Source organism: Candidatus Pelagibacter sp. PS_34, assembly GCF_059417845.1.
This window is the reverse complement of the sequence record NZ_CM182068.1, coordinates 701,543-713,546: the sequence shown is the minus strand read 5'-3', so window position 1 is coordinate 713,546 and position 12,004 is coordinate 701,543. Positions and strand designations below refer to the sequence as shown.

Here is a 12,004-nt window from a genome sequence, read left to right as displayed (position 1 = left end):
TTAGTGAATCAGATCAAATCAAAAAATACTCTAATTAACTGGGAATTAGTTGCAGTTAATCCAAATGATAAAAATTGGAATTGGAAAGATCTGTTTTGTTTTTGGGCAAATAATATCCAAAGTTTGATTGCTTTTTCTTTAATTGCCTCACTTTATTTAGTTTATGAATTAAATGTTTTTGTAGTTTTAACTGGAAGTTTAATTGCTTCAATATTTGTTTATTTCTTTGCAAATTTAATTGGTAAACCATCTCAAAAATATGGACTTCCTTTTCCAGTAATTTTAAGAACCTCGATTGGAATAAAAGGAGCTAAATATTTTGCTCTATTAAGAGGATTGGTTGGAATTTTCATGTTTGGAATTCAAACATATTTTTTATCAAAACTTTTTAGCTACTTAATTAGAATAACCTTATATTCTATTGATAGTTCACTTTTAGATCAGGATATTTTTTTAGTATTTGTTTTTGGTTTAAATTTAATTGATTGGATAGCATTTGTTTTTGCAATTTTATTACAAGCTTTTTTATTTAGTAAAAGCCATCAGTTTAATAGACTTATAATAAAAGTTTCTGCGATTACCGTTTATTCAGGAATGCTTATATTTTTTTTAACAGTTTTTCTTTATGATGTTAAGGTTACTTCTGCTGCATTTGTTGATATTTTTTCGATACAAAACATTTTAAATAGTAGCAATGTTGCTCCATTGATTACTGTGGCAGCAACTTTATTTGCTTATTTTTCAGTAGTTATAGTCAACTATGGTGACTTTAGTAGATATGTAAAGAATGAGAGTGAATTAAAAAAAGGAAACTTAAGCTTAATATTAAATTTGATAATTTTTTCTTTCTTTGCAGTTTTTATAGTCATTGGATCGGATATTTTTCTAAACAAAAATTTAGAACTTATGGAAAGAATTTTAACAAATCCTACAGATATCATTGGTAAAATTGACAATTCTCAGTTAACTGTGATTGTCTTATTTTTTATTGTTTTTGCATCTGCATCAACAAATTTAATAGCAAATTATGTTCCAGCTCAAAATTCATTACTGAATTTTTTTCCTCAAACTCTTGATTTAAAAAAATCTGCTATTGTTATTACTGTTATTGGTTTTATTGTTGGTATGTTTTGGTTACCATTATTAAGTCAGATTGGAATATTAGCATTTGTAGATACCCTTGGTTCTTTTTTTGGCCCATTATTTGGTGTTATGGTTGTTGATTATTATCTATTAAAAAAAACTAACTTAAATAACAATGAGATTTTTTCTTTAGACGACAAGGGCATGTATTTTTATTCTAAAGGCTGGCATTTGAAAGCTATCTACTCTTTAGTTTTAGGTTTTATTTTTGCAGCCTCAACTATCTGGAATGAAAGTTTAATGAGTTTTCACTCTTATTCTTGGATCATTGGAGCATTTGTATCATCTTTGACTTATTATCTTTTAGCTAGTAAATAAACTAATGCATCAGTTTGATTTAAATAATAGAACAGCAATTATCACAGGTGGAGCTCAAGGTTTTGGTCTTGATATAGCAAAAAGATTTTTAAGTTCAGGTGTTAAAACTATTATTTGGGATATAGATGAAAATGAACTTAAAAAAGCTACTAAAGAACTAAACAACCCAAATCTGTCTTATAAAGTTGTTGATGTTTCTAATTATAAAAATGTTAAAGAAACTGTAGATGAAATAACAAAATCTACGAACATTGATATTTTAATTAATAATGCTGGTATTACAGGTTCGACATCCTCTCTATGGGATTATGATGTTGATGAGTGGAATAAAATAGTACAAATTAATTTAATGGGGACTTTTAATTGTTGCAAGTGTGTTGTGCCCAATATGATTAAAAATAATTATGGTAGAATCATCAATGTTGCATCTGTAGCTGGTAAGGATGGTAACGCTAATGCTAGTGCCTACAGTTCAGCTAAAGCAGGAGCTATTGGTTTAACTAAATCATTAGGTAAAGAACTGGCTGATAAAAATATAGCTGTAAACGCTGTTACCCCAGCTGGTGCAAAAACAAGAATTCTTGATCAAATGTCAAAAGAACATGTTGCCAGAATGCTTTCTAAGGTTCCTAGAGGTAGATTTTTAGAGATAGAAGAGTTTACTTCATTAATTTGCTGGCTAGCTTCAGAAGAAAACTCATTTTCAACAGCAGCTGTTTTTGATATTAGTGGTGGTCGTTCTACTTACTAACTAGCACTTTAGAATCAACATTAGGAGACTTACTTTCTTTAGAAATAACTGGTGCCAGTAGAATTATGGACCAATATATTAATAAAACAAATATAGAAATTAATTTCATTCTATTTATATATTATCCAATATTGATAATTTAATGCTTAAAGTGTGTTCAAATATTGTTTTAAAATTAAATTTAGATATACCCTCAGACTGATGAAATTTTTTTTAATATTATTAGGATATTTATTTTTAACAACAAAACCTTTGTTAGCTGAAAATGTTTACGTTTTCGATTTTACTAACGATGAGCTAAATACATTAAAAGTTAAAAAAGTTAAAGGAGAGACCAGCTGGGCTGTTGGGTCTAACGAAAATGGTAACTTTATAAGAGCAGAGGCTGAAGGTGTTGGGTCAGGCTTGGGAAAAGAAATTAGAATTGATCTTAATAAAACTCCTATTATTAATATTACATGGAAAGTTGAGAAAGATTTATCTGGAATTATTGAAAATAGTAAAAAAGGGCACGATTATGCTGCTAGAGTTTTTGTAATAAAAAAAACAGGTTCTACACCATTATCTAACAGGGCAATTAATTATGTTTTTTCAAGCAATAATGATGTTGGAAAATATTGGCCAAGTCCATATACAAAAAAATCTATTGATTATGTTCTCTCAACTACAAAAAATAACAAAAATACATGGGTTACTGTTAAAGCAAATGTGCAAAAAGATTTTAAGAAACTTCATGAAATTGATGTTACAGAAATTTCAGGTATAGCTATAATGACTGACACTGATAATTCGAAATTAAAAGCTATCTCTTATTATCAAGATATTTATTTTTCAGCTGAATAAGATTATTTAAATACTTTTTTAAGACCAATACTTAAAAAAGATAAAAGTACCGCAACAATTACATCTTCAATGGGTGCAGCATTAGGGACCAAATAATTCCAAGCAATTACACCTAAAAGCCAAATAATATAAACTTTCATTGTTATATTATATCTTAGTTTGATGCTAAAAATATTTATTTTTGATAGTATAAGTTCATGCACGAAAATTTTTTTCACAATATAAAGGTTTATTATGAAGACACTGATGCAGGTGGAGTTGTTTATTATGCAAACTATTTGAAGTTTCTTGAAAGAGCAAGAACAGAAGCATTGTTTACAATCGGATTTAATAATAAAAAAATTAAAGAAGATTATGGAGCCTTAATTGTTGTTAAATCTTGTAACATTGAGTACAAAAAACCCTCTTATCTTGAAGACGAGTTAAAAATTAGATCCTTTGTTAAATCTATTACAAAAACTTCTTTTTTTATGTCACAATTTATTTCTAGAGATGACGAATTAATTGTTGAGGCAAAAGTACATTTAGTTTTTGTAGATAAAAATGGAAAACCTATAAAAGTTCCAGAGGACATTTTTAAAGTTTTTAAACCTTATTTTTGCGATAGTATAAAAATTAAATAATTTTCTTAGCCTTCTTTAACAAGCTTACCATTTTTTGTGTATTAATTATTTTTCTATTAACATTTCTTGGACTAGGGTGATAACTAGGAATTAGAATTTTATTATCAGGTAATAAATATTTTACACCGTGAATGAAGATTAATTTTTTATCAAAATGATAATTTTTTTTATAAAATTCTATACAATTATCAAATGAAACTTTACCTAATGCTATAATAACTTTTAAATTTTTTAATAAGGTCAATTCATTTTTAAAAAATGTTGAACAGTTGGATAATTCATTTTTTAAAGGTTTATCTTCTGGAGGGACACATTTAAGAATATTTGTAATATAGGTTTTATTTAATTTTAAACCATCATCAATATGCGTAGAAGTTGATATATTCGATATGTTAGCTTTAAATAAACAGTTAAATAGAAAATCTCCAGATTTATCTCCAGTGAACGCTCTGCCTGTCCTAGTACCTCCGTGAGCTGCAGGCGCCAGACCTACAATTAATAATTTAGCTTTAATATCACCAAATCCGGTAACTGGTTTAGCCCAATAAGTATCTTTCATATTTTGTTTTCTTTTTTCTATAGAAATTTTTTTACTAAATGCAATTAACCTCGGACAACTTTTACATTTAACTATTGAATTATTTAATTTTTTGAATTTTATACTCATATATGAAATTTATAAAATTTTTTTTATTAATACTTTTATCTTTCAATATTTCAGTAAAAGCAAATTCAAATGATGAAATACAAAGTTTGTTAAAAGAAGGTAAAAAATTAATATTTATAAGACATGCAATTGCACCAGGTGGAGGTGATCCGTTAGATTTTGATATATTAAAATGTGAAACCCAACGAAATTTAAGCATAGAGGGTATTGAACAATCTAAAAATATTGGGAAGTTTTTTTCAGAAAATAATATTAAAATTGACAAGGTGTTATCAAGTGAGTGGTGTAGATGCAAACAAACTGCTCAACATGCTTTTGATAAATATGAAACAAAAAGTTTCTTAAATTCATTTTTCAGTGCAAAATTTGCAAGTAATAAAAATAAACAAATTTATGATTTAAAAAAATATATTAATGAATGGAACGGTGATAACAATTTAGTGTTAGTTACACATTATGTAACAATTCAAGAAGTACTAAATATTTCACCTTCTTCTGGAGAGATAATCATTTCAGATAAAAATTTTGATGTTCTTGCTCGACAAAATTTTTAAAAAATATAAACTAATAAAATGTCATCTAAAAAAGCCATGAAGTTAGCTCAAAAACAGGCTTATGCTAAACATAGAAGTAATATAACTAATAGTAGATTTGGTTCAAAAAAAATAAATTTTACAAGTAAAGTCAATAAGAAAAGTAAAAAATCTTAACTTTCTTTTTCGAAAACTTCCACTTTATCACATGTTGAAATTTTTGAGATACCTTGCTCTCCATTTATGACTGTTTTGATTTTAATTAATGGTTTATTTTTTTCAAAGACTAGTTGGGTATAAAATTGAGGGTAACCAATTTTGTCTGTTAATATTAAGTTCTCATCTTCATAGATAAATCTTTCAATTAAATTTTCTTGTTTAACACTAAGATCAGTAGATTTATATTTTTTAAAAGTTTTACTGTCATAAATATAATTTCTCTTCATTAAAGACTTTTTTAAATCTAAAATATATTCATTTTTAATAAAACCATCTTTTAAATTCTTACAGCCTGTTAAATACATAATTTCAGATAAAGCAAATGTCTGGAAGCTCACTAATAAGGTCGAAAAGATACCAAAAAAAATTATTTTTTTACTTTTTTTCATGTTTGTCAGCATAAAAAAGTGCAATTAATAAAATTGCTGTCCAAATTATCCCTATAAAAGCTTTGGGTCCAGTTTCTGCACTCCATATATTTAAAACCAATGCTCCAAAGATTAACCCTGCAACATAAATTAATATAGCCAAAGTAGATTTACTCATTATTTAAATTCTTTTTATAAAGTGAAATTCCATTTTCAATCTTATGATCATAAGATTCTTTAAAACTCTCTAATTGCCAGCCACTCAGACGTGTTTGAATGATTGTTAAGTTTGATTTTTTCCATTCTTCTGTAGTTTCTTGCTTTTTCCACATTTTTTTTTCCTCATTATTTCTTGCACATCCATAACAATATCCTGTTTGAGGATCTGTTTTACATATGCTTATACATGGAGAAATAATCATTTTTTTTAAATTACTAGTAAATATAATTGATTATTAATATATTTCATTATTATTGTCATTGGACAAATAGAAACTATCCTATATAAAGCCACAAGAATTGTGGGCGAATGGCGGAATTGGTAGACGCGCTGGTCTTAGGAACCAGTATCGCAAGATGTGAAGGTTCGAGTCCTTTTTCGCCTACCAACAAGCTTAAAAAATTATGAAAGTTACAGTAGAAAATAAAAAAGGTTTAAATAAAGACATTAAAGTTTTCATAGATAAAGAAACTATGAATTCTTATATGGATGAAAAATATGAAGAAATTAAAAAAACTGTTAACTTAAAAGGTTTTAGACCTGGCAAGGTGCCTAAAGAAGTTTTAAAAAGACAATTTGGCCAAGCAATTTTTAGTGAAGTGCTAGATAAAGTTCTTAAAGATACATCAGTTAAAGCTTTAGAAGATAATAAAATTAAACCAGCTGGACAACCAAAGCTCGATCTTAAAACCTATGGTGAAGATAAAGATTTAGAATATGTAATGTCGATAACAGAACTTCCAAAGGTAGAGTTAAAGTCTGTTGAAAATATTAAATTTGATGAATATTCAGTTAAAATTGACACAAACGAAACAGATAAAAGAATTAAAGAAATAGCCAAAAGTCAGAACAATTTTAAAGAAGTTGCAGCAGATGTTAAAGCAGTAGAGGAAAATTTAGTTATTTTTGACTACAAAGCAACGATTGATGGAAAAGATTTTACTGGTGGTGAAGGAAAAAATACTCAATTAATTCTAGGTAAGGACTTATTTATTAAAGGCTTTGATAAGCAGCTTATCGGCGTTAAAAAAAATGATGAAAAATCTGTTGACGTTACTCTGCCTGAAAATTATCCACAAAAAGAATACGCAAATAAGAAAGCTAATTTTATTTGTAAAATTACAGAAGTAAAAAAATCAGAGGAAGTAAAAATAGATGATGTTTTTGCTAAAAACTTAGGTGCAAAAGATCTTGCTGATTTAAAAGTATTAGTTAGTAAACAAATTAATGATGAATATAAAAATTCTCTAGATAAATTGGCAAAAACTCAAATCTTAAAAGAAATTGAAAATTTTAAAGTAGATGAAATTCCGGAAAACTTAATTGAAGAAGAAGTTAAGATTTTATCTCAAGGTATGACTGAAGAAGATTCTAAAAAAAGTAGAAAAAATTTTGAGGAAATCGCTAAAAAAAGAATTAAAGTTGGGTTGATCTTAAATGAATTCGGTGAACAAAATAAAATCAAAGTAACTGAACAAGAAGTTCAAGCTGAAGTTCAAAAACAACTTAGAATGATGCCTGGCCAAGAAAAGATGGTTATGGAATTTTATCAAAAAAATCCATCAGCATTAGCTAGCTTAAGAGGAACCGTGTATGAAGAAAAAATTATCGATTTAATTAAAACTAAAGCAAAACCATCTAAAAAAGAAATTAGCAAAGAAGAAGCAGAAAAAATTTTAAAGGAACATCAAAAACAAGATCATAATCATGAACATGACCACAATCATGACCACGATCATCCTGAGGAAAAAAAAGCTTCAAAATCTACTAAAATTGAAAAAAAACCAAAACCCTCAGCATCTAAAAAACCTTCAACAAAAAAAGTTAGTAAAAAGTAATCACAAGTTGTATAAGTAAGAGAATCAACTTATGACAACAAATTTATTAGATCAAATGAATACTCTTGTACCTATGGTTGTTGAACAATCAAATAAAGGTGAGAGAGCTTATGATATTTATTCAAGACTTCTCAAAGAGAGAATTATTTTTTTGGTAGGACCAATAAATGATAACGTAGCATCTTTAGTTACAGCTCAACTTTTGTTTTTAGAGTCTGAGGATCCAAAAAAAGAAATCAATTTATATATCAATAGTCCTGGAGGACTAGTGACAGCAGGTCTTGGAATTTATGATACTATGCAATACATTAAACCAGATGTTTCAACATTATGTATTGGTCAAGCTGCATCAATGGGTTCATTTTTATTAGCTGCAGGTAAAAAAGGTAAAAGATTTTCTTTGCCAAATTCTAGAATTATGGTTCACCAACCTTCTGCTGGTTTTCAAGGACAAGCTACAGATATTGAAATTCATGCTAACGAAGTTTTAGCCTTGAAAAAAAGACTTAATGAGATTTATTCAAAACATACTGGAAAATCTGTTGATGATGTGAAGAAAGCACTAGAACGTGATAACTTTATGACTCCAGATACTGCAAAAGAGTTTGGTTTGATAGATGAAGTAGTTGAAAATAGATCTTAATACACAACATCTTGACACCCCATTAAACTGATACTTGATTAGTATGAGTCTTCTATATTAAAGTAACTGTACTGATTCGTTTATAAATTATATGACAACAAATAATAAAAATATTCTTTACTGTTCTTTTTGTGGAAAGAGCCAACATGAAGTTAGAAAACTTATTGCGGGTCCAACTGTATTTATATGTGATGAATGCGTTGAACTATGCATGGATATCATCAAAGAAGAAAGTAAAGACACATTTGTTAAACATCAAGATGGGTTACCACCGCCTAAAGAAATTTGTGCTGTATTAGATGATTACGTTATTGGGCAGCCTCACGCAAAAAAAGTTTTATCAGTTGCTGTTCATAATCATTATAAGAGACTTAATTATGAGACTAAAACCAGCAAAACAGTTGAACTTTCAAAATCAAATATTCTTTTAGTTGGTCCAACTGGTTGTGGAAAAACTTTATTAGCTCAAACTCTAGCAAGAATCCTTGACGTTCCTTTCACAATGGCAGATGCAACCACTTTAACAGAAGCAGGTTATGTTGGTGAAGATGTTGAAAATATAATTTTAAAATTATTACAAGCTGCTGATTACAACGTTGAAAAAGCACAACGTGGAATTGTATATATCGATGAAGTTGATAAGATTAGCAGAAAGTCAGAAAACCCTTCTATAACTAGAGACGTGTCTGGTGAAGGTGTACAACAAGCTCTATTAAAAATTATGGAAGGGACAGTGGCGAGCGTTCCACCTCAAGGTGGCAGAAAGCATCCACAACAAGAATTTTTACAAGTAGACACAACAAATATTTTGTTTATTTGTGGTGGAGCATTCGCTGGCTTAGATAAAATAATATCTCAAAGAGATAAAGGTACATCAATAGGATTTGGTGCAAATGTAAAAAAAACAGATGATAAAAAAACAGGTGAGTGGATGAAAACTTTAGAACCTGAAGATTTGTTAAAGTATGGCTTAATCCCAGAATTTATTGGAAGACTTCCAATGATAGCTACATTGGAAGATCTTGATGAAAAATCTCTAGTTAAAATACTACAAGAACCAAAAAACTCGCTAATTAAACAATACCAAGAATTATTTAAATTAGATGGAGCTAAGTTAAGTTTTAAAGAAAATGCGATCAAAGAGATTGCACAAAAAGCAATTAATAAGAAAACTGGGGCTAGAGGCCTTAGATCAATCTTAGAAAATATTTTATTAAAAACAATGTACGATCTTCCAAGTCAAGACAATGTGGAGGAAGTTATTGTAGACGCTAGTGCGGCCAAAGGACTATCTCAACCAATCATAGTTCATTCAAAAAATAGTAGCAAAACAAAGACTGACAAAACTTCTGCTGCCTAATTTCACGTTAATAAGTAATAAATAGCTATTGCAATATCATATTTAATATCCATATTTAGTTGATGGATGTAAAAATTGAACGACCTTTATTACCGTTAAGAGATATTGTTGTATTTCCAAATATGGTAGTTCCATTATTTGTTGGTAGAGATAAATCTATTGCCGCTTTAAATGAAGTTATGAAAAAGGACAAAAAAATTGTTCTAGTTACCCAAAAAAATTCAGAAATAGATGACCCTAAAAAAACTGATGTTTTCATGTATGGTTGTGAAGGTAATATTCTTCAGTTATTAAAATTACCAGACGGTACAGTAAAAGTTTTAGTTGAAGGAAGTAAAAGAGTAAAAATTTTAGATTTTAAAGATAATGAGAAATTTATTATTTGTGAATATGCTCATCACCATGATGTAGTGACTAAAGATGAAGACTTAATACCACTAGCAATGACTGCTGTAAGAAGATTAGAAAAACTAACTTCAATTAATAAAAAAGTATCAAGTGAAACGATTAATAATATTAAAAAGTTAACTAATGCATCACACATTGCTGATAATATCGCATCTCACCTAACAGCTACAATTTCAGAGAAGCAACAAATATTTGAAACTATAGATGTTAAGAAAAGACTTAATTCTATAATTAAAATAATGGAGAATGAAACCAGTATTATTGGAGTTGAAAAAAGAATTAGAGGAAGAGTTAAAACTCAAATGGAGAAAACTCAAAGAGAATATTATTTAAATGAACAACTTAAAGCTATTCAAAAGGAATTGGGTGAAATCGAAGATGGAAAAGATGAAACTTCAAGTTTGAATAAATTAATTATTAAAGCAAAAATGCCAAAAGATGTTGAGAAGAAATGTATGGCTGAGCTTAAAAAATTAAAAAATATGAGCCCAATGTCTGCTGAGGCTACTGTTATCAGAAATTATCTTGATTGGATGACAGATCTTCCTTGGTATAAAAAAAGCCAAGTTGATATTGATCTGAAAAAAGCACTTGCAGTTCTTGATGCAGATCATTTTGGTTTAGAAAAAGTTAAAGAGAGAATTATTGAATTTTTAGCAGTCCAAAAAAGAATGGAAAAGATTAAAGGTCCAATTTTATGTTTAGTTGGTCCTCCAGGTGTTGGTAAAACATCATTAGGAAAATCAATTGCAAAAGCTACTAACAGAGAATTTGTAAGAGTTTCTGTAGGTGGTATGAGAGATGAAGCGGAAATAAGAGGACATAGAAGAACTTATATAGGCTCTTTACCTGGTAAAATTATTCAAATGATGAAAAAAGCAGGTACAAAAAATCCACTTATTCTTCTTGATGAAATAGATAAAATTGGAAATGATTATAGAGGAGATCCATCTTCTGCTTTGTTAGAAGCATTAGATCCAGAACAAAACACAACATTTAATGATCATTATCTAGAAGTTGATTATGATTTATCTGACGTCATGTTTGTTACTACAGCTAACACTTTGAATATTTTACCACCGTTATTAGATAGAATGGAAGTCATTAGATTAGCTGGTTATACAGAAGATGAAAAAATTAATATTGCAAATAAGTATCTACTACCCAAACAAGTTAAAGATAATGGAGTTAAAGAAAATGAAATGACTTTATCTGAGGATATAATTAAAGAAATTATCCAAAGCTATACAAAAGAGTCTGGTGTAAGAAACCTAGAAAGAGAAATTTCAAAAGTAGCCAGAAAAGTTGTTAAGAAAGTGGTTTCTGGAGAAGAGAAAGAAGTTAAAATTGATTTAAAAAATTTACCAGACTATTTAGGAATTCAAAAATTTAAATTTGGTGAACTTGAAAGTAAAGATAAAATCGGTGTTGTTACTGGTTTAGCTTGGACTGAATACGGTGGGGAAATTCTTAAAATTGAAACTGTTATAATGCCAGGAAAAGGCAGAATGCAAATTACAGGAAAATTAGGTGAGGTTATGCAAGAGTCTATCAAAGCTGCAAAATCTTTTATTAGATCAAAAAGTTTAGATTATGGAATCATTCCTCCTTTATTTGAAAAAAAGGATTTTCATATTCATGTTCCAGAAGGAGCTACTCCTAAAGATGGACCCTCAGCAGGTATTGGTATGGTCACTTCAATAGTTTCTGCAATCACAAATAACCCCGTCAGAAGAGATGTTGCAATGACAGGCGAGGTAACATTAACAGGTCAAGTATTGCCAATTGGTGGATTAAAAGAAAAACTATTAGCAGCACACAGAGCTGGGATAAAACAAGTTATAATTCCGAAGGAAAATGAAAAAGATCTTGTTGATATGCCTAAGAAAATTATTGATGATATAAAAATTACTCCTGTTGAGCATGCTGACGAAGTATTAAAAATAGCTTTAACAAAAGAATTAAAAAGAGTTGAGTGGGTCGAGGTTGAGAAAATTTCTCAATCTAATGATAAATCTCAAGCCAGTATTCAATAATTACCAATTTACATTATCTATTCCTTGATGTAAT

General features: G+C 28.7%; 15 protein-coding genes and 1 tRNA gene. 11 read left to right on the top strand and 5 right to left on the bottom strand.

What is annotated here, in order from left to right:
- Nucleotides 1–3 precede the first annotated feature (3 nt).
- From AC5SL3_RS03855 to AC5SL3_RS03845, 3 genes are all read left to right on the top strand, one after another.
- Entirely contained in the window at nt 4–1,461 is a 1,458-nt protein-coding gene (locus tag AC5SL3_RS03855) for a cytosine permease (RefSeq protein WP_494577520.1), read from the top strand.
- A 4-nt stretch (nt 1,462–1,465) separates the two neighbouring features.
- Nucleotides 1,466–2,212: an SDR family NAD(P)-dependent oxidoreductase gene (locus tag AC5SL3_RS03850; protein WP_494577518.1), complete on the top strand. Its 747-nt coding sequence runs from the start codon at nt 1,466–1,468 to the stop codon at nt 2,210–2,212.
- Between the two features lie 201 nt (nt 2,213–2,413).
- Entirely contained in the window at nt 2,414–3,055 is a 642-nt protein-coding gene (locus AC5SL3_RS03845) for a DUF3047 domain-containing protein (RefSeq protein ID WP_494577516.1), read from the top strand.
- Between the two features lie 2 nt (nt 3,056–3,057).
- Here AC5SL3_RS03845 and AC5SL3_RS03840 read toward each other — a convergent pair whose 3' ends face one another.
- Nucleotides 3,058–3,195, bottom strand: coding sequence for a hypothetical protein (locus AC5SL3_RS03840; protein WP_006997047.1), 138 nt, complete (start codon nt 3,193–3,195; stop codon nt 3,058–3,060).
- A gap of 57 nt (nt 3,196–3,252) precedes the next feature.
- Between AC5SL3_RS03840 and AC5SL3_RS03835 the strand changes: the two genes are divergently transcribed.
- A complete protein-coding gene (locus AC5SL3_RS03835) occupies nt 3,253–3,678 on the top strand; it encodes a YbgC/FadM family acyl-CoA thioesterase (RefSeq protein WP_018414049.1) in 426 nt (141 codons plus the stop codon).
- Here the strand turns inward: AC5SL3_RS03835 and AC5SL3_RS03830 are convergent.
- Nucleotides 3,671–4,345, bottom strand: coding sequence for a uracil-DNA glycosylase (locus AC5SL3_RS03830; protein ID WP_484013828.1), 675 nt, complete (start codon nt 4,343–4,345; stop codon nt 3,671–3,673). The two genes, AC5SL3_RS03835 and AC5SL3_RS03830, sit on opposite strands and share 8 nt — an antisense overlap.
- A 2-nt stretch (nt 4,346–4,347) precedes the next feature.
- Between AC5SL3_RS03830 and AC5SL3_RS03825 the strand changes: the two genes are divergently transcribed.
- Both AC5SL3_RS03825 and AC5SL3_RS03820 read left to right on the top strand, forming a co-directional pair.
- A complete protein-coding gene (locus tag AC5SL3_RS03825) occupies nt 4,348–4,899 on the top strand; it encodes a histidine phosphatase family protein (RefSeq protein ID WP_006997044.1) in 552 nt (183 codons plus the stop codon).
- Between the two features lie 18 nt (nt 4,900–4,917).
- A complete protein-coding gene (locus AC5SL3_RS03820; RefSeq protein ID WP_018414052.1) occupies nt 4,918–5,055 on the top strand; it encodes a hypothetical protein in 138 nt (45 codons plus the stop codon).
- Here AC5SL3_RS03820 and AC5SL3_RS03815 read toward each other — a convergent pair.
- From AC5SL3_RS03815 to AC5SL3_RS03805, 3 genes are read right to left on the bottom strand one after another with little or no spacing between them, the layout of a single operon-like run.
- Nucleotides 5,052–5,486 carry a hypothetical protein gene (locus AC5SL3_RS03815; RefSeq protein WP_494577514.1) on the bottom strand — a complete coding sequence of 145 codons (435 nt, stop codon included), beginning with the start codon at nt 5,484–5,486 and terminating at the stop codon, nt 5,052–5,054. The genes AC5SL3_RS03820 and AC5SL3_RS03815 overlap by 4 nt on opposite strands.
- Nucleotides 5,473–5,643, bottom strand: a complete 171-nt coding sequence (locus AC5SL3_RS03810; protein ID WP_006997042.1) for a hypothetical protein — start codon at nt 5,641–5,643, stop codon at nt 5,473–5,475. The genes AC5SL3_RS03815 and AC5SL3_RS03810 overlap by 14 nt, the downstream gene beginning before the upstream one ends.
- A complete protein-coding gene (locus AC5SL3_RS03805) occupies nt 5,636–5,887 on the bottom strand; it encodes a DUF1289 domain-containing protein (protein ID WP_018414054.1) in 252 nt (83 codons plus the stop codon). Before AC5SL3_RS03805 ends, AC5SL3_RS03810 begins: the two co-directional genes overlap by 8 nt.
- 101 nt (nt 5,888–5,988) lie before the next feature.
- On the opposite strand from AC5SL3_RS03805, the gene AC5SL3_RS03800 reads away from it, so the two are divergent.
- The 5 genes from AC5SL3_RS03800 (at nt 5,989) to lon (ending at nt 11,970) form a co-directional block, all read left to right on the top strand.
- Nucleotides 5,989–6,073, top strand: a tRNA-Leu gene (locus AC5SL3_RS03800).
- Between the two features lie 16 nt (nt 6,074–6,089).
- On the top strand, nt 6,090–7,523 hold the full coding sequence (gene tig / locus AC5SL3_RS03795) for a trigger factor (RefSeq protein ID WP_018414055.1): 1,434 nt from the start codon (nt 6,090–6,092) through the stop codon (nt 7,521–7,523).
- A 31-nt stretch (nt 7,524–7,554) separates the two neighbouring features.
- Entirely contained in the window at nt 7,555–8,166 is a 612-nt protein-coding gene (gene clpP, locus AC5SL3_RS03790; RefSeq protein ID WP_006997039.1) for an ATP-dependent Clp endopeptidase proteolytic subunit ClpP, read from the top strand.
- A 91-nt stretch (nt 8,167–8,257) separates the two neighbouring features.
- Nucleotides 8,258–9,526, top strand: coding sequence for an ATP-dependent Clp protease ATP-binding subunit ClpX (gene clpX, locus AC5SL3_RS03785; RefSeq protein ID WP_006997038.1), 1,269 nt, complete (start codon nt 8,258–8,260; stop codon nt 9,524–9,526).
- A gap of 62 nt (nt 9,527–9,588) precedes the next feature.
- A complete protein-coding gene (gene lon / locus AC5SL3_RS03780) occupies nt 9,589–11,970 on the top strand; it encodes an endopeptidase La (RefSeq protein ID WP_494577513.1) in 2,382 nt (793 codons plus the stop codon).
- Nucleotides 11,971–12,004 lie beyond the last annotated feature (34 nt).